Here is a 16,129-nt window from a genome sequence, read left to right on the forward strand (position 1 = left end):
GAGCATGGCTCTCCCGCCCGCTCTCGAAGGTTTCACTGAACGCAGCCTCGATGTGAACGGCGTCCGCCTGCACGTCGTCGAAGGCGGCACCGAGCACGACGGCCCTCCGATCGTGCTCGTGCACGGGTGGCCGCAGCACTGGTGGATCTGGCGCGACGTCATGCCGGTGCTCGCCCGACGGCACCACGTCGTGGCGGTCGACCTCCGCGGCCACGGCTGGAGTGCCGCACCCCGCGCTCGTGGCGACGCCTACGACAAGCGGGTGCTGGCCCGCGAACTGCTCGCGCTGCTCGACGAGTTGGGCCTCGACCGGCCGGTGCTCGTCGGGCACGACTGGGGCGGATGGGTCTCGCTCGTCGCGGCCTCGCTGGCCCCGGAGCGACTGCACGGCGTCGTCGGCATCGCGATCGTCGCCCCGTGGGCCACCGTCCCGCTGCGCGACCTCTGGCGGTTCGGCTATCAGCTCGTGGTCGGCGGTCCGCTCGGCTACCTCGCGCACACCGCGATGAAGCAGCGCTTTCTGCGCCTCGTGTTCCGCCTCGGAGCCGGGCGCGGGCGTCGCCTCGCGAGCGACGAGCAGAAGGTGTACCTCGAGCGCTTCCGCGAACCCGCGCGGGCACGCGCGGGCGTGGCGATGTACCGGCGCTTCCTCACCCACGAGATGCCGGCCGCGCTGCGGGGTCGTTACGCGCGCCCGGTGCCCACGGATTTTCCCGTCCTGCTCCTGCCAGGCCGTGACGACGGCGTGCTCGCTCCCGAGCTCGTCCGCCGGGCCGAGGCTCCGAACGTGGAGGTGCGGGTCGTCGAGGGCGCCGGACACTGGGTGCCCGAACAGCAGCCGGAGGTCGTCGTGGAGCAGGTCGAGCGCTTCGTGTCGGCGATGCCATGATGACGAGGTGAGCCTCGACGACTTCATCGCCGGCCTCCCGAAGGCCGAACTCCACGTCCACCACGTCGGTTCGGCCTCGCCGCGCACGGTGGCTGAGCTCGCTGCGCGGCACGCGGGCGAGACCCCGGTCCCCGCTGACCCGGAACGGCTGGCGGAGTACTTCACGTTCACCGACTTCGCGCACTTCGTCGAGGTGTACCTGTCGGTCGTCGATCTGCTCCGCACGCCCGAGGACATCTGGACGCTCACGCACGAGGTCGCGCGGGACCTGGCCGGCCAGAACGTGCGGTACGCCGAGCTGACGATGACGCCGTACACGTCCATCGTCCGCGGCATCTCCGCCGAGGCGTACGTCGAGGCCATCGAGGACGCGCGCCGCACTGCCGAGCGCGACTTCGGGCTGACGTTGCGCTGGTGCTTCGACATCCCCGGCGAGTCGGGCCTGGAGGCCGCGGACGTCACGCTCGAGACGGCGTTGCGGCTGCGGCCGGAGGGTCTCGTCTCGTTCGGCCTCGGCGGCCCGGAGATCGGCGTTCCCCGGCCACAGTTCGCCCCGCATTTCGAGCAGGCGATCGCGGCCGGCTTGCGGTCGGTGCCGCATGCCGGGGAATCGACAGGACCGGAGACGATCTGGGAGGCCATCCGGTTCCTCGGCGCCGAACGCATCGGCCACGGGATCTCCGCGGCCCAGGACACCCGACTCCTCGAGTACCTCGCCGAGCACGGCATCGTCCTGGAGGTGTGCCCGACCTCGAACGTCCGCACCCGGTCGACCCCGTCGTTCGAGGAGCATCCGCTGCCGGCCCTCGTGGCCGCCGGCGTTCCGGTGACGATCAACTCCGACGACCCGCCGATGTTCGGCACCACACTCAACCGCGAGTATGCGGTCGCCGCGGAACTACTCGGCCTGGACGAACGAGGGGTCGCCGACCTGGCCCGGGGCGCCGTTCGCGCCAGCTTCGCCGACGACTCCGTGCAGCGGGAGATCCTCGACGAGATCGAGCGCTACGCGAGCTGATCGGCTGACGGTCGAGTTCCCAGCGCTCTCATCGGGAAGCGTTGTGCTTGCCGATGTCCTCGAGGATGCCGTTCAGCTCAGGGTGGATCGTGTGACTCATCCGCGTGATGAGGCCTCGACTCGCCAGGAGTCTCGGCGAGAGGGAACTCAGGGCGCGGTTCAGCTCAGCCGGATCGAGCCGCTCCGTCACCGGATCCTGGAACCGGGTGCTCACGCCTCGACCGAACTCCCCGATCGACACGGTGCGCTTGTCCTCCGGATGCGAGCAACCAGGGCGGTCGACGGTGAGCACGTGAGCGGGGGCGGCGTCCTCTGCCGCAGATGGCACGACGCGGCCGAACCCGTACTGCATCACCGAGGGTTCCTTCCTTCTCCAGGACGTACTGGGCTGGACCACGACCAGCGCATGGGACTTGCGATCATGGCGGTATAGAGCCTCCGCCAAGGACGCCGCGAAGTGCTCCTGGCGCGTGCCGTGCACCTCGTCGACGGGGAAGCTCAGCCACAGCGTCTTGCGGTTCGACGACGAGCGGTACTCCTCCACCGCGTTGATCTCGACTCCGCGGGTCACGGGGTAGATCACGTGATGGGAGGCGACGATCATCCACTTCCGTCCCAGCACGCGGCTGCGGCTGGGGACGTCGAAGGGCCGGCGGCGGAACATGGTGACTCCTTGGTCTGAGCGAACGTCGTGCGGACGGCGCGGCGCTGCCTTCTTCGCTGCTCATGCTGCCAGGCGCTTGAGTGGAGGGCGTCCAGGGTCGGCACCCGCGGCCTCGCTGGTCGCCGCGCGCACGCTTAGGCCGGCTGGCGTGAGAGTTCTCGCCGTGGGGCCACGACCAGCAAGGTGGCGACCAGCGCGAGCCCGAGCCCGGCGGCGGTCAGCGCGGTGAGCGGTTCGTCGAACATCGCCGCTCCCCACACCGTCGTCACGGGCGGCACGAGGAACATCAGGCTGTTGACCGTGGTCACGCCGGTCCTCCTCAGCAGCAGCCAGTACAGACCGTAGCCGCCGAAGGTCGACAGGACGACGAGCCACGTCATCGCGACCCAGAAGGAGGCGGTCGCCGGCGGGATCGCGTCCCCGGCGACCACGGCCATCCCAGTGAAGCTCACTGCCGAGGTCAGGCAATGGATGGTCAGCGCGCTGAGCGGCGCCGTCGGAGCGGGAGCGCGCCGTTCGATGAACGTCGCGGCCACGAGCGACACCATGCCGGCGAACGGCACCGCGTAGGCCCACCACGGCGTTCCGCTCGCGACGTGGGTGGCGTCCACCCACGTCACCAACGCGACCCCGACCAGCCCGAGCACGAGCCCGATCCACTGCCGCCCCGTTACCGCCGTTCCCAGGAGGGGTCCGACGAGCGCCGCGACCACGAGCGGCTGGATGCCGTCGATGAGGGCGGTGGTGCCGGTGCTCACCCCCAGGTCGATCGCCCAGTACACGGTCAGCAGATACCCCGATTGGGAGAGCGCGCCGACCGCCACCTGGCGCCCGACACCGCGTCGCGCCAGTCGCTGCTTCCCGGACTGGTTCCTCAGGAAGAACGGCACCAGGACGAGAGCCAACGGGAGGAACCGCCACATCAGGATCGTCGGCACCGCCGCGTCCTGCGCGCCGAGCTTGGCGCCGATGAAGCCGGACGACCAGCAGATCACGAACAGCGCGGCGAGGCCGAGTGTGATCACGCCATGGCGACCCACTGGTATACCGATCGGTTTAGTCATAGACCGACCGTATACCGATCGGTATAAAATGGCCACATGACGACGACGCTGACACCCAAGGCCCGCGCAGTGCTGACCGCCGCCTCGGAGCTGTTCTACGCCCAGGGCATTCACGCGGTGGGCGTCGACGCGATCGCTGAGCGTGCCGGGGTCACCAAGAAGACGTTGTACGACCGTTTCGGCTCCAAGGACCGTCTCGTCGTCGAGTATCTGCGCGATCGAGACGCGCAGTGGCGCACCTTCCTCGACCCGCGGATCGAGGCCGCGGGGCCGGTGCCGGCGCAACGACTGGCCGCGATCTTCGACGCGTCAGCCGAGTGGGCGGCCGAACGCGGGACCAAGGGCTGCGGCATGGTCAACGCGCACGCGGAGATCAGCGACCCCGACCATCCCGCCTATCGGGTCATCGTCGGGCAGAAGCAGTGGATGCTGCGGTTGTTCCGCGAACTGGCCGAGGCGGCTGGGGCGGGCGACCAGACGGAGTCGCTGGCCGAGGAGATCCTCCTCCTGCACGAAGGGGCGCTGGTCGCCGCGGGCATCGGGGTGCTTCCCGACGCCTTCGCGCGAGCACGCGACCTTGCCGTCAGTCGGCTCGCCGCAGCCGTCCGCTGACCCACTGGCCGATGGCGGCCATCGCGCTGAGCACATCGTCGCGCCGGTCGCCGCCGTCAGGATCCCACTGCGCCAGCACGGCATACGCGATCGCGGCGTCGGGTCCGCCGACCACGCCGACATCGGCGCGAACGCCCGCATCGGTCCCGGTCTTATTGGCCAGGCGCACGCTGCGGTCCGCCTCCCGATGCGCCAGCGGGTCGAGACCGAAGGCCGAGGCGACCATGGAGAGGTCCGTGTTCACCCGCAGCCACCCGAGCACCTGTTCACTCACCGGCGCGGCGAGGACCTCTGCCCGCGACATCCGGACCATGAGGTCGGCCAGCTCCGCGGCGGTACCGACCGAGAGCGCGGGCGGGTCGTCGGGTGCCCGCTGATCGCGGACCCGGTCGAGCAGCCGCGAGTCGGTGAAACCGAGCGTCTTGGTCAACGCCGTGACCGACTCGAGCCCCAACCGCCGCAGCAGCGCATTGGTGGCGAGGTTGTCGCTGACGGCCCCGACGAGCCAGCACGCGTCCTCCGCGCTCAGTTCCGGTTGTCGCAGCACCTGCCAGAGGCCGGAATCGGCGACCTGGTCCTCGCGGTCCCGGCTCAGCTGCTCGGCAGGATCGAGCTCTCCTGACGCGAAACGCCGCGCCGCCTCGATGAGGACGAACAGCTTCCCGACGCTCGCAGTGGAGACGACGGCGTCCGGCTGGTGGGCCGCGATGACCTCGCCCGTGCGGGCGTCACGCAGGCACACCGACCACGACACTCCGGCAGGAAGGGCCGGCAGCGCCGGGGTCACCGATTCGGTTCCCAGCCGATCGCCGGCAGGACGTGCTCGGCGAGCGCGCCGAGCAGTCGCGCGTTGTAATCCACGCCCAGCTGGTTGGGGACTGTGAGCAGCAGGGTGTCGGCCTCGCGTACGGCCTGATCCTGGGCGAGTTCCTGGGCGAGGGCATCGGGTTCGCCGACGTAGGACTTGCCGAAACGCGCGAGACCGCCGTCGAGGAACCCGACCTGGTCCTCTCCGGAGCGGTCGCCGAAGTACATGCGGTCGCGGTCGTCGAGGAGCGGGATGACACTGCGGCTCACCGAGACCCGCGGCTCGCGGTCCCATCCCGCCTCCGCCCACGTGCTCCGGAACCGCTGGATCTGTTCGGTCTGCAACTCGTCGAAGGGGACTCCGGTGTCCTCGGTCAGCAGCGTCGAGCTCATGAGGTTCATGCCCTGGCGAGCGGTCCACTCGGCGGTCGCCCGCGTGCCCGAACCCCACCAGATGCGCTCGGGGAGGCCGGGCGCTTGAGGCTGGATCGGCAAGGGGACCTCCTGGCCGGTCATCTTCGGGTCGGACGTCGCGATGCCGGCGCCGGCGATCGCGGCGCGGAACAGTTCGGCGTGGGCGCGGGCCATGTCCGCGTCGGTCAGGCCCTCCGGCGGCACGTGCCCGAAAGCCTCGTAACCGCGCTGAGCCGGCTCCGGTGACCCGCGGCTGATGCCGAGCTGGAGTCGCCCTCCGGCGATGAGGTCGGCCGCGGCGGCCTCCTCAGCCATGTAGAGCGGGTTCTCGTAGCGCATGTCGATCACCCCGGTGCCGATCTCGATGCGCGAGGTCCGCGCACCGATCGCCGCCAGCAAGGGGAACGGTGCGGCGAGTTGGCGGGCGAAGTGATGAACGCGCACGTACGCGCCGTCGATGCCGATCTCCTCGGCGGCGACGGCCAACTCGATCGACTGCAGCAGCGCATCGGCCCCGGTGCGGGCCTGCGAGCCCGGCACCGCCTGCCAATGACCGAAGGACAGAAACCCGACTCGCTTCTTCACGACTTCACCCTACGCCGGGCACGCTCCCCACCAGATGTGGTCAGCACTGGGTCACCGAAGCTGGTCGAAGTGACCCGGAAGTGACCACATCTCGCCGACGTCAGCGCACGGCGGTCGCGATGCGCGTGATGCCGGCTTCGAGGAGCTCGGGCGTGGTGGCGTAGTTGAGCCGGGCGTGCCGCCGGCCTCCCTCGCCGAACGGCAGCCCGGAGTTCAGCGCGACCCTCCCACGCTCGAGGATCCGGGCCGCGGGGTCGTCGCCCAGCGCGGCCGGGAACTCGAGCCAGGCGAGGTACCCGCCGGGGCCTTGCGTCCACCGGACGTCCGGAAGATGCGTGGAGAGAAGGCCGCGAAGGATCGCCCGGTTCTCCTCCAGATCACCGATGAGCGCGTTCAGCCACTCGCGGCCTTCGCTCACCGCGGCGACGTGCGCGGCCAGGCCGAACTGGCTCGCACCGTGGCCCGCGAGCGGCGGCAGCGTGGCGAGCTCGTCGGCTGCCTCCGGTCCGGCGAAGAGCAGACCCGCCTTCACGCCCGCCAGATTGAAACCCTTGGACGCCGAGGTGGCCACGTAGGACCGCTCGCTCCCGGCGACGGAGAGGAACGGCACGAACCCCGCAGGCACGAGCAGCGCGTGGATCTCGTCGACGAGCACGCGGGCGCCGCGCTCGGCGGCGATGCGCGCCACGGCCTCGAGTTCGGCCCGCGTGTGGACCGCGCCGGTGGGATTGTGCGGGCTGCACAGCAGATAGGCAGCGCCGGGTCCGACGCGCCGGAGCACGGTGTCCAGTCGGTCGAGGTCGAGGCGGCCGTCCGGTCCGAGCGGCGCCGTTTCGAGCCGCCTCCCGGTCCACTCGATGACGTCGAAGAACGGCGGATAGACGGGCGGGTTGAGCACGAGGGGCGCCCCGGGTTCCGTGCTCAACTCGATGGCCGTGCGCAACCCCGTCATGACGTCGGCGACCTCGAGACCGGTCTCCGCGGAGGGCGCCCACCCCCAGCGAGCGGAAGCGAAATCGGCGAAGGCCCGCAGGTAGTGCCCCGACTGCGGGTACCCGACGTCTCCGCGCTCGAGCAGCGCGGTCACCGCCCGGCGCACCGGCTCCGGCGGCGCCACGTCCATCTCCGCCACCCACATCGGCAGGACGTCCGACGGGTACTCGCTCCACTTGAGGCTGGTGCGCTGACGCAACTGCTCTTCGGTCATCTCCCGCAACGGCCGCATGCGTCCATCGTGCCCGCTCCCGCAACGGAACGGGCGAGGAAGGGCTTGACAGTGTGACGTGCATCTCTCCTATGATCCGTATTACGTAAAGCGTTCCGTAAAGTGAAACGAGGAGTTCGATGCCCAACCGATTGCGCGCTCAGCTGGACGACGACCTGGTGATCGCACCCGGCGTCTGGGACGGGCTCACCGCGGTACTCGCCGAGCAGGCCGGGTTCTCCGCGCTCTGCGCGTCCGGCTTCGCGATCTCCGCGTCGCTGGGCTACCCCGACGCGGAGCTCTACACGATGACCGAGAACCTCCAGGCGGTGCGCACGATCCGCGAGGCCAGTTCCCTGCCGCTCGTCGCGGACATCGACACCGGCTACGGCAACGCCGTCAACGCGGTGCGCACCGCCCGTCGCTTCCTCGACGCCGGGGTGGAAGCGGTCTTCATGGAGGACCAGGAGTCGCCGAAGCGATGCCCGCTGACCACCGGCGCCGCCCTCCCGCTTCTCGACGTCACGACCGCTGCCGGAAAGGTACGGGCCGTGAAGGACACCGTCGGCGATGAGGTCCTCGTCATCGCCCGCACCGACGCGCGCGGCGACGAGGCGATCCGGCGCGCGCTGGCCTACGTCGAGGCCGGAGCCGACCTCATCATGCCGGTGACCAAGACCTTCAGCACGGTCGAGGAGTGGGCACGCTGCCATGCCGAGGTGGGTGTCCCGCTGATGGCCACGCTCACCGCGTCGGCGTGGACGGAGAAGGCGTTCACGCCCGCCGTCATGCGCGAGATCGGTGTCGGGCTGGCCATCTTGCCCACGCAGCTCCTGATGACCGTCGCCGGCGCCGCTGAGCGCACGCTGGCGCGCCTCGCCCGCGGTGACGACCCCGCCACCGTCGGCACGGCAGAGAACGCGATGGCGCACGATCGGTTCGTCGATCTCATCGGGACCGCGGACGTCGAACGGCTCCAGCACACCTACCTGCCCGAGAGCGCTTGAGGGGGACCGGTGCCACAGACCATCGTTGAGAAGATCCTCGCGCGCACCGCAGGCCGTGACGAGGTCCGCGCCGGCGAGAACCTGCCGTGCCGGCCGGATTACATGATCGCCTACGACTTCCCGGGCTATACCGACGTGATGTTCCGGCAGATGCACGACGACTTCGGCATCACGAAGCTCGCCGAACCCGAGCGCTATCTCGTGTTCATCGACCACATGCTCACGCGCGGCGACCAGCGCGAACAGGATGTTCACCGTGTCACCCGAGAGTGGTGCGAGTTCTACGGCATCCGGCTGCACGAGGCGGACGGCATCGGCCATCAGGTCATGGTCGAGCGCGGCTACGCAGCCCCGGGCAACTTCCTCATCCACTTCGACGGACACATCTCCGGCGCGGGCGCGTTCAACGCCCTCGGCTGGGGCGTGCGGCGCGACCTCCTCGAGGGCTGGGTCAAGGGTGAGCTCTTCCTCGACATCCCCGCCACGACCCGATTCGAGCTGGTCGGCGAGTTCCAGCCCGGCGTCGACAGTCGCGACCTGGTTCACGAGATCATCGCGCGGCTGGGCGCCGACGGCTGCGCCCACCAGGTGATGGAATTCGGCGGGCCCGGCGCACGCGCGATGAAGATCGACCACCGCCAGGCGCTGTGCGGCATGGCGATGTTCACCGGCGCGGTGTCGGCGATCTTCGAGCCCGACGACACGATCCTCGAGCGGGCCGGGCAGGTCACCGAGGGGGAGCTGGCCCCGGTCTGGCCGGACCCCGACGCGACGTACGCGGCCGTCCACACGATCGATCTGTCGCAACTGCGACCCCGCGTCGTCACGCCGGGATCCGCCCGAGCGGCCAACACCAAGCTGGCCGACGAGCTCACCGGAACCGCCGTCACGAAGGCCTTCATCGGGTCCTGCGCGAGCGGGCGGATCGAGGACATCCGCGCGGCCGCGTCCGTCCTCGACGGGCGCACCGTCGCACCGGGGGTGACACTGAACGTCGTCCCGACGTCGAAGGCGGTCCACGATCAGGCCGAGCGCGAAGGACTCCTCGACGTCCTGCGGGCGGCCGGCGCGCAGATCGCGCAATCGAGTTGCGACTTCTGCTTCGGCTACCAGAAACCCCTGCAACCCGAGGACGTGTGCATCTCCACGGGGGTCCTCAACATCTCCGGACGGATGGGCAGCACAGACGCGGGCATCTACATGGGTTCGGCGTTCACCGTGGCGGCGAGCGCCGTGAGCGGACACATCAACACAGCGGCGGAGGTGACGCGCGAATGACCGGCTACCCACCTCCCCCCGATCTCATCGAGGGCCGCGTCGCCTGGGTGTTCGGCGACGACTTCGACGTCGACCTCGTCATCGGCGTCGAGAACATCAAGACCTACGACGCGGACGAGCTGCGCGCCGTGACGATGAAGGCGTACGACGAGAGCTTCGTCGACCGGGTGCGTCCCGGCGACGTCATCGTCGGAGGCCGGAACTTCGGCTACGGGCACCCGCACTATCCACCGATGGTGGCGCTGCGCAACCTCGGCATCGCCGCGGTGCTGGCCGAGTCGTTCTCGCCGGGGTTCTGGCGCGGCGAGACCTACAACGGGATGCCCTTGCTGACGGTGCCGGGCATCAGCCAGACGGTCCGCCTCGGCGACCCGGTCACGGTGGACTGGCGCACGGCGACGGTTCACATCCAGCGTGCGGACGGCACGCAGACTCTCACGGGCCAGGCGCCCAGCGATCGGGTTCAGCGCATCATCAGCGCCGGCGGATCGTTCAACCTCATGCTCGCCGAGCACGCACAGGAAGAAAGCAGATGACCGACACCACCTCGTCCTCGACGTCGACTCCGCCGGCGGTCTCCGAATCGACGGCGCGACGCGCTGCCGTCGCCGGCGGCGTCGGCACGCTGATCGAGTACTACGACTTCAGCGTCTACGCGTTCCTCGCCCTCACCATCGGCCCGCTGTTCTTCCCCAGCGACAAGCCGGCCGTCTCGCTCCTGCTGACCCTCGCGGTGTTCGGCTCCGCCTACGTCATGCGCCCGCTCGGCGGCTGGTTCTTCGGCCGACTCGGCGACCGGCGCGGCCGGCGCCACGCGCTCGTCATCACCGTCGTCGCGATGGGCATGTGCTGCGCGCTGCTCGGCCTGCTGCCGACGTATGCGCAGGTCGGCGTCCTCGCGCCGATCCTCCTGGTGCTGATCCGGCTCGCGCAGGGCTTCTCCGCCGGCGGCGAGATCGGCGGTGCGGCGACCTACATCGCAGAGTCCTCGCCCGCGGGCCGCCGCGGCATCTACGGCTCGCTGACGCCCATCGGCTCCACCCTCGGCTTCGCCGTGGCCGCGACCATCGTCGGCATCGTCTCGCAGGTCACCACCGACGAGCAGATGGCGGCGTGGGGCTGGCGCATCCCGTTCCTCATCTCGATCCCCCTGGCCGCGCTGTGCCTGTGGGCTCGGGTGAAGCTCGAGGACACGCCGGAGTTCGAGGAGATGGCCGACAAGGCCGAGGTCGTGCGCAGCCCGCTCATGCAGGTGGTGCGCGAGCACCCGATGTCGGTCCTGCGGGTCATCGGCATCGCGATCGCGATGAACGGCACCGGCTACATCGGCCTGACGTACTTCAACATCTACCTCGTCGACGAGGGGTTCGCGCAGCAGTCGGTGTACTGGACCTCCGCGATCGCCATCGCCCTGGCGTGCGCATCGTTCCCGGTCGCCGGGATGCTGACGGACCGGTTCGGTCGTCGCCCGGTGCTCCTCGGCGCGTATGCCGCGTACGTGATCATCGCCTGGCCGGCGTTCGCGATCATGGGCGCGACGGGCAGCCTCCTCGTGGTCGCGCTGGTCTACATCGTCTACATGATGTTCAACGGATTGGCGCAGGTGCCGGCGTTCCCGCAGTTCACCGAGCTGTTCCCGCGTCAGGTGCGGTACACGGGCGTCGCGCTCGGGTTCAACATCGGCACGATCGTCGCCGGTGGCAGCGCTCCGTACATCGCCGCTCAGCTGGTGGAGTCGACCGGCAACTCGATGGCACCGGCGTACTGGGTCATGGCCGTCGCGCTCATCGGCATCGTCACCGTCTCGACGATGCGCGAGACCGGCAAGGCGGCGCTGCCGAAGTGACGAGGTGACTCGTAGCGCCGCGGGACCGTGGTCCCGCGGCGCTACTCTGTCCGCACAGCAGCAGCCGAGCACAGAAGGGAGTGCCGCGGTGGCACCCGAGCCCGACGCGACCCAGGGCATCGATCAACGCAACTACGTGGGCTCGGTGCTCAAGGCGTGTCGGTTGATGGCGTACTTCGACCATCAGCGACCCGAACTCACCTTGGCCGAGGTTGCCGAGCGCTCGGGGATGAACAAGACGACGGCCTACCGCCTGCTCAACACGCTGGTCATGGCCGGTTGGCTCGCGCGCAGTGAGAGCAACGCGTACCGCCCGACGATGCGCGTGTTCCAGATCGGCTCCGTCGCGCTCGCGTCCACGAACCTTCCCACCGAGGCCAAGCCCGTGCTGCGCTCCCTCGCCGACCGATTCGGCGACACCGCGTACCTGATGGTGCCGAGCGGGCGGAACGCCGTCTGCATCGACGCGATCACCGGGGACTCGCCGGTGACGGTGAACGCGGTCGCCGTAGGGTCCAGCCTGCCGCTGCACGCAGCCGCGGGCCCGGTCACCATGCTCGCCTTCGTGCCGGGCCTCCTCGAGGAGGAGTTGAGCCACGACGATCGTGAGCCGTTCACGCCGGGCACGATCACCGACCCCGAGCACCTGCGTTCCGTGGTGGAGAAGGTGCGCGAGCAGGGCTACGCCGTCAGCGAAGGCGACTTCCTCTCCGACGTCGCCGCCGTCGCCGCCCCGATCTTCGGCTCCGACGGCGCCTGCGTCGGCACGATCAGTCTCGGCGGAACGGTCGACCGCATCCGCGGCGCACGTTTCGACGATATCGTCGCCGGCGTCGTCGCAGCAGGCAAGGACCTCACCGCCCGCCTCCAGGGCCGCTGACCAGGCCCTGATTCAGACGCGCTCGGGGGCGTCAGCGGACTCGATGACTTCCTTCGCTCGGCGAAAGGCGCCGATCGTGGCCTCGCGCCCGATACGGCCAGACGCCTGATCGAGTCGGTTCCAGGCCAAGTTGCTGGGGTGCGGGCACCGCACCGTAGCGATAGGCAGAGGCGCAGCCGCATCCCAAGCGCGCTGTGCCTCCTTGCCGAGCAGGACGACGAGTTCAAGATTCGGCAGCAGACCAACGAGCTCGACCAGGTAGGTACCCGCCCGATGCGCTTGCGCTTGGAAGGTTCGACGTGGTTGATGCGCTTGGTCGGGATCCTTGACCCACCATGGGATGACGTTCCAGTGAAGAGCACGCTGGTAGTCAAGCCCCGACGCTTCATACGCCTTGGTGCAGTTGTGGGCGGTCTGGTCGTTGTTGTCGATCGAGATGAACCCCGAGCCGTCCGCGACTGCCGACGGGTCCTGCAGCAGAAACAACACCTGCGCCTGAATGCCTCCCGATCGCGGGTCGAAGGCTGGCACCTTCTCGCCGGTGCGCTCGGCCACCGAGGTTGCCCAGGCGTGGAGGGGTCCAATATGAGCACGGTCGAGTTGAGCGCGCCGCTCCGCGATCGAACCCGGCCTCTCGCGCTCGTCCAGCAAGGTCCCGTTCTGCCAGGCCAGCCGGTTGAACACCGTCATGACGTCGGGGCCGTGCGGATGCGTACTTCGCGCTCCATGCGTTTCTCGTGGCGCTGGCGCCCTTTGACCGCCTCCAGCTCGCGATTCTTGGGCGGCGCCTTGGTCACGAGATCGTCGAGCAGCCGGCGCGTGGCGTGGGCGATCTCGTCGACAGCCCGGTCGAACGCCTCTTCGTTCGCGCGGGAAGGGCGGGTCGATCCGCTGACCTTCCGAACGAACTGCAGAGCGGCTTCGCGGACCTCGTCATCGGTGGTGGGCGGGTCGAAGTTGTGAAGAACCCGGATGTTCCGGCACATGACGTGATGCTACGCGCGGACGTCGGACCTGGGGAAGCGGAAAAGGCCCCCGATCCGGCTGAGAATCAGCAGGATCGAAGGCCTTTCCATGGCGGTGGCGGTGGGATTTGAACCCACGGTGGGTTTGACCCCACACATCATTTCGAGTGATGCACCTTCGGCCGCTCGGACACGCCACCGGGAGGTACCTTACCGGACCGGCCAAGACGCCAGAAAACCGGGCCCGTCCCGGTCTCCGTCGCTCACCGACGCGCTGATTGTGACGATGGGGAGCCCGAATGACCGGCATCGCAGCCGAAACGCCACGCTCTCGGCGTGGTCGCGGGTCAGTCTTCCGGCACTCCGACGTCGAAGAGCGCCATCGTCTGCGCGAGCATCCGGTAGTAGCCGACGAGGACCGACAGTTCCACGAGCTGCTGTTCGCCGAGGACTGCCACCGCGCGGGCGTAGTCCTCGTCGCCGAGAGTCTCGCCCCGCAGGAGATCGGTGGCGAGCGCATAGGCCGTCGACTCGGCCTCGTCCGCGCCAACGAACTCGTCGGTGCGGATCGCGTCGATCTCCTGGCGGGCGAGTCCAGTGGCGAGCGCGATACGCTCGTGCGCCCACCACTGGAACTCACTGCCCAGCCGATCCGCGACGAGGAGGATGACGATCTCGCGGATACGGTCGGACAGGCTCGTCCGGAAGCGCAGCGCGGCGCCGAGCTCCTGCAGCGGCCCGCCGACACGCGGCGCGTGCAGCATCACCCCATACGGGCCGTTCAGCGACCCGTCGGCCTGCGCCAACGGGAAGAGCTGCGGCCCGCGGGAGCGGTCACCGCCCGCGATCGCCTCGTACACCTCACGCTGATCCTCGTCGAGCTCACTCGGAACGAGCTTGCGCAACCTCACCGGCACCACCTGATCCTCTCGTCGAGGACCACCGTAGGGGACCGGTCAGCGCAGGTCCGGGTTGCTGATCGAGAGCATGGTGTCGCTGAACAGGTCGATCTCGTCCTCACGCGTCCGACCCGTGCCGCCACCGCCGAGCATGCTCGCGAGCTCGCCCGTCGCGCGGTCGATCCGGCGTTGCAGGGCGTGCTCGCCCGAGGAACCCCAGTCGTGCGGCGAGGCGAAGATGCCCGTCGGCACGATGAAGGCCTGCAGGTAGGAGAACAACGGGCGCAGCGCCATGTCGATCGCCAGCGAGTGCCGCGCGGTACCGCCGGTCGCCGCGAGCAGCACCGGCTTGCCGATGATCGCGTCGGTCTCCATGGCGTCCACGAAGGACTTGAACAGGCCCGGGTAGGACACCTTGAAGATCGGCACGGCGACGATCAGCGCGTCGGCGGCGGCCACCTGGTCGTACACGTGCTGCAGCCGCGCGGAGGCGAAGCCGGTGAGGCTCGCGTCGGTGATGTCGTGAGCAAGCTCGCGCAGGCTCACGACCTCGACGCTGACGTCCCCGAGGCGCTCGCGGGCCGACGCGACGACCTTGTCGGCGAGCATGCGGGTGGTCGACGGCTCGCCCAGCCCGGCGGACAGGGCGACGATCGAGACGGTCATGCCTGGACCTCCTTCTCCGCGTTCTTGGCGTCGACGCGAGCCGCGTGGGTGGGCGCGTCCGGGACGTTCGCCGGGCGGCGCTTGGCGAACTCCTCCCGCATCGTCGGAAGGATCTCGCCGAGCAGGTCGAGCTGCTCGAGCACGGTCTTGAGCGGCAGGCCGGCGTGATCGACGAGGAACAGCTGGCGCTGGTAATCGCCGAAGAAGTCGGCGAACTGCAGCGTCCGCTCCAGCACCTGCTGCGGGCTGCCGACGGTCAACGGGGTGGCCTCCGTGAACTCCTCGAGGCTCGGCCCGTGGCCGTACACCGGGGCGACGTCGAAGTACGGACGGAACTCGTTCACCGCGTCCTGGCTGTTCTTGCGCATGAAGAACTGTCCGCCGAGCCCGACGATCGCCTGCTCCGGATCGCCGTGCCCGTAGTGGGCGTAGCGCTGCCGGTAGAAGTTGATCAGCCGGATGTAGTGCTCCTTGGGCCAGAAGATGTTGTTCGCGAAGTAGCCGTCACCGTAGTAGGCGGCCAGCTCCGCGACCTCGGGCGTGCGGATCGAGCCGTGCCACACGAACGGCGCGACGCCGTCGAGCGGCGCGGGCGTCGACGTGAAGCCCTGCAGCGGAGTGCGGAACTTGCCCTCCCAGTTGACGACCGGCTCATCCCAGAGCTTGCGCAGCAACTGGTAGTTCTCGATCGTCAGCTCGACGCCCTTGCTGATGTCCTTGCCGAACCACGGGTACACCGGGGCGGTGTTGCCGCGGCCGAGCATGAGGTCCATGCGGCCATCGACGAGGTGCTGCAGCGTCGCGTAGTCCTCGGCGATCTTCACCGGGTCGTTGGTCGTGATGAGCGTGGTCGACGTCGACAAGATGAGGTTCTTCGTCTGCGCGCCGATGTACGCCAGCGTCGTGGTGGGGCTCGACGGCACGAACGGCGGGTTGTGGTGCTCGCCGGTCGCAAAGACGTCCAGACCGATCTCGTCGGCCTTCTTGGCGATCTCGACGGTCGCCTTGATGCGCTCGTGCTCGGTGGGCGTCGTGCCGTTCACCGGATCGGGAGTGACATCACCGACGGTGAAGATGCCGATCTGCATGGCGTGCTCCTCAGTAGTTGAATCTTTAACTACTCTACCACGGTCTCGCCTGATCTCATTCCCCTTTCGCCCGTCGAGGACGCGCAGCCATTGACGCGGGCGTGGTGCACGTCACAGAATGTGCTGGTCAAACGTTTGATCACAGCGAGGAGCGCACATGAAGAGGGTTCGGGGGTTCAGACAGCCGTCCTGACCGCGGCCGGTGCAGTGGTCTGGGCGTTATGCCCAGCGGCCGCGAGCGGG

Annotated in this window: 18 protein-coding genes and 1 tRNA gene; 8 read left to right on the plus strand and 11 right to left on the minus strand. The window is 69.1% G+C overall.

What is annotated here, in order from left to right:
• Nucleotides 1-4: 4 nt before the first annotated feature.
• Together EHW97_RS04565 and EHW97_RS04570 are read left to right on the plus strand one after the other, a co-directional pair.
• On the plus strand, nt 5-889 hold the full coding sequence (locus tag EHW97_RS04565) for an alpha/beta fold hydrolase (protein WP_166367387.1): 885 nt from the start codon (nt 5-7) through the stop codon (nt 887-889).
• Between the two features lie 7 nt (nt 890-896).
• Nucleotides 897-1,907 (plus strand): adenosine deaminase, encoded by a 1,011-nt coding sequence (locus tag EHW97_RS04570; RefSeq protein WP_124235986.1) that lies wholly within the window; start codon nt 897-899, stop codon nt 1,905-1,907.
• A 28-nt stretch (nt 1,908-1,935) separates the two neighbouring features.
• On the opposite strand, the gene EHW97_RS04575 is transcribed toward EHW97_RS04570, so the two are convergent.
• Nucleotides 1,936-2,571: a hypothetical protein gene (locus EHW97_RS04575; protein WP_124235987.1), complete on the minus strand. Its 636-nt coding sequence runs from the start codon at nt 2,569-2,571 to the stop codon at nt 1,936-1,938.
• 134 nt (nt 2,572-2,705) lie between these two features.
• Entirely contained in the window at nt 2,706-3,596 is an 891-nt protein-coding gene (locus EHW97_RS04580; protein ID WP_208001886.1) for a DMT family transporter, read from the minus strand.
• A gap of 75 nt (nt 3,597-3,671) precedes the next feature.
• On the opposite strand from EHW97_RS04580, the gene EHW97_RS04585 reads away from it, so the two are divergent.
• Nucleotides 3,672-4,247, plus strand: coding sequence for a TetR/AcrR family transcriptional regulator (locus EHW97_RS04585; protein ID WP_124235989.1), 576 nt, complete (start codon nt 3,672-3,674; stop codon nt 4,245-4,247).
• Here EHW97_RS04585 and EHW97_RS04590 read toward each other — a convergent pair.
• The 3 genes from EHW97_RS04590 to EHW97_RS04600 form a co-directional block, all read right to left on the minus strand.
• Complete coding sequence (locus tag EHW97_RS04590; RefSeq protein ID WP_124235990.1) at nt 4,219-5,034, minus strand: serine hydrolase; 816 nt, start codon at nt 5,032-5,034, stop codon at nt 4,219-4,221. The two genes, EHW97_RS04585 and EHW97_RS04590, sit on opposite strands and share 29 nt — an antisense overlap.
• Nucleotides 5,031-6,053, minus strand: a complete 1,023-nt coding sequence (locus EHW97_RS04595) for an LLM class flavin-dependent oxidoreductase (RefSeq protein WP_124235991.1) — start codon at nt 6,051-6,053, stop codon at nt 5,031-5,033. Before EHW97_RS04595 ends, EHW97_RS04590 begins: the two co-directional genes overlap by 4 nt.
• A gap of 100 nt (nt 6,054-6,153) precedes the next feature.
• On the minus strand, nt 6,154-7,278 hold the full coding sequence (locus EHW97_RS04600; protein WP_124235992.1) for a MalY/PatB family protein: 1,125 nt from the start codon (nt 7,276-7,278) through the stop codon (nt 6,154-6,156).
• Between the two features lie 119 nt (nt 7,279-7,397).
• On the opposite strand from EHW97_RS04600, the gene EHW97_RS04605 reads away from it, so the two are divergent.
• From EHW97_RS04605 to EHW97_RS04625, 5 genes are all read left to right on the plus strand, one after another.
• On the plus strand, nt 7,398-8,264 hold the full coding sequence (locus EHW97_RS04605) for an isocitrate lyase/PEP mutase family protein (RefSeq protein WP_124235993.1): 867 nt from the start codon (nt 7,398-7,400) through the stop codon (nt 8,262-8,264).
• A 9-nt stretch (nt 8,265-8,273) separates the two neighbouring features.
• Nucleotides 8,274-9,542, plus strand: a complete 1,269-nt coding sequence (locus EHW97_RS04610) for a 3-isopropylmalate dehydratase large subunit (protein WP_208001887.1) — start codon at nt 8,274-8,276, stop codon at nt 9,540-9,542.
• Entirely contained in the window at nt 9,539-10,078 is a 540-nt protein-coding gene (locus EHW97_RS04615; protein ID WP_124235994.1) for a 3-isopropylmalate dehydratase small subunit, read from the plus strand. Before EHW97_RS04610 ends, EHW97_RS04615 begins: the two co-directional genes overlap by 4 nt.
• Entirely contained in the window at nt 10,075-11,388 is a 1,314-nt protein-coding gene (locus EHW97_RS04620; RefSeq protein WP_124235995.1) for an MFS transporter, read from the plus strand. Before EHW97_RS04615 ends, EHW97_RS04620 begins: the two co-directional genes overlap by 4 nt.
• 88 nt (nt 11,389-11,476) lie before the next feature.
• Nucleotides 11,477-12,268, plus strand: coding sequence for an IclR family transcriptional regulator (locus tag EHW97_RS04625; RefSeq protein ID WP_208001888.1), 792 nt, complete (start codon nt 11,477-11,479; stop codon nt 12,266-12,268).
• Nucleotides 12,269-12,280: 12 nt separating this feature from the next.
• On the opposite strand, the gene EHW97_RS04630 is transcribed toward EHW97_RS04625, so the two are convergent.
• From EHW97_RS04630 to EHW97_RS04655, 6 genes are all read right to left on the minus strand, one after another.
• Nucleotides 12,281-12,952, minus strand: coding sequence for a uracil-DNA glycosylase (locus EHW97_RS04630; protein WP_166367388.1), 672 nt, complete (start codon nt 12,950-12,952; stop codon nt 12,281-12,283).
• Nucleotides 12,953-12,954: 2 nt separating this feature from the next.
• Entirely contained in the window at nt 12,955-13,254 is a 300-nt protein-coding gene (locus tag EHW97_RS04635) for a DUF2277 domain-containing protein (RefSeq protein ID WP_124235997.1), read from the minus strand.
• 89 nt (nt 13,255-13,343) lie between these two features.
• A tRNA-Ser gene (locus tag EHW97_RS04640) sits at nt 13,344-13,433 on the minus strand.
• Nucleotides 13,434-13,580: 147 nt separating this feature from the next.
• On the minus strand, nt 13,581-14,144 hold the full coding sequence (locus EHW97_RS04645; RefSeq protein WP_208001889.1) for a carboxymuconolactone decarboxylase family protein: 564 nt from the start codon (nt 14,142-14,144) through the stop codon (nt 13,581-13,583).
• 45 nt (nt 14,145-14,189) lie between these two features.
• Entirely contained in the window at nt 14,190-14,798 is a 609-nt protein-coding gene (locus tag EHW97_RS04650) for a CE1759 family FMN reductase (RefSeq protein WP_124235999.1), read from the minus strand.
• Nucleotides 14,795-15,886, minus strand: a complete 1,092-nt coding sequence (locus EHW97_RS04655; protein ID WP_124236000.1) for an LLM class flavin-dependent oxidoreductase — start codon at nt 15,884-15,886, stop codon at nt 14,795-14,797. Before EHW97_RS04655 ends, EHW97_RS04650 begins: the two co-directional genes overlap by 4 nt.
• Nucleotides 15,887-16,129 lie beyond the last annotated feature (243 nt).

The organism is Aeromicrobium camelliae, from assembly GCF_003850045.1.
In the GTDB taxonomy this organism is placed as follows: domain Bacteria; phylum Actinomycetota; class Actinomycetes; order Propionibacteriales; family Nocardioidaceae; genus Aeromicrobium; species Aeromicrobium camelliae.

Bases quoted from the DNA above. Each gene is read 5' to 3' on its own strand.
- EHW97_RS04655 (WP_124236000.1), bottom strand. From the start codon at position 15,886: ATGCAGATCGGCATCTTCACCGTCGGTGATGTCACTCCCGATCCGGTG.
- EHW97_RS04650 (WP_124235999.1), bottom strand. From the start codon at position 14,798: ATGACCGTCTCGATCGTCGCCCTGTCCGCCGGGCTGGGCGAGCCGTCG.
- EHW97_RS04585 (WP_124235989.1), top strand. From the start codon at position 3,672: ATGACGACGACGCTGACACCCAAGGCCCGCGCAGTGCTGACCGCCGCC.
- EHW97_RS04620 (WP_124235995.1), top strand. From the start codon at position 10,075: ATGACCGACACCACCTCGTCCTCGACGTCGACTCCGCCGGCGGTCTCC.
- EHW97_RS04635 (WP_124235997.1), bottom strand. From the start codon at position 13,254: ATGTGCCGGAACATCCGGGTTCTTCACAACTTCGACCCGCCCACCACC.
- EHW97_RS04615 (WP_124235994.1), top strand. From the start codon at position 9,539: ATGACCGGCTACCCACCTCCCCCCGATCTCATCGAGGGCCGCGTCGCC.
- EHW97_RS04605 (WP_124235993.1), top strand. From the start codon at position 7,398: ATGCCCAACCGATTGCGCGCTCAGCTGGACGACGACCTGGTGATCGCA.
- EHW97_RS04575 (WP_124235987.1), bottom strand. From the start codon at position 2,571: ATGTTCCGCCGCCGGCCCTTCGACGTCCCCAGCCGCAGCCGCGTGCTG.
- EHW97_RS04565 (WP_166367387.1), top strand. From the start codon at position 5: ATGGCTCTCCCGCCCGCTCTCGAAGGTTTCACTGAACGCAGCCTCGAT.
- EHW97_RS04600 (WP_124235992.1), bottom strand. From the start codon at position 7,278: ATGCGGCCGTTGCGGGAGATGACCGAAGAGCAGTTGCGTCAGCGCACC.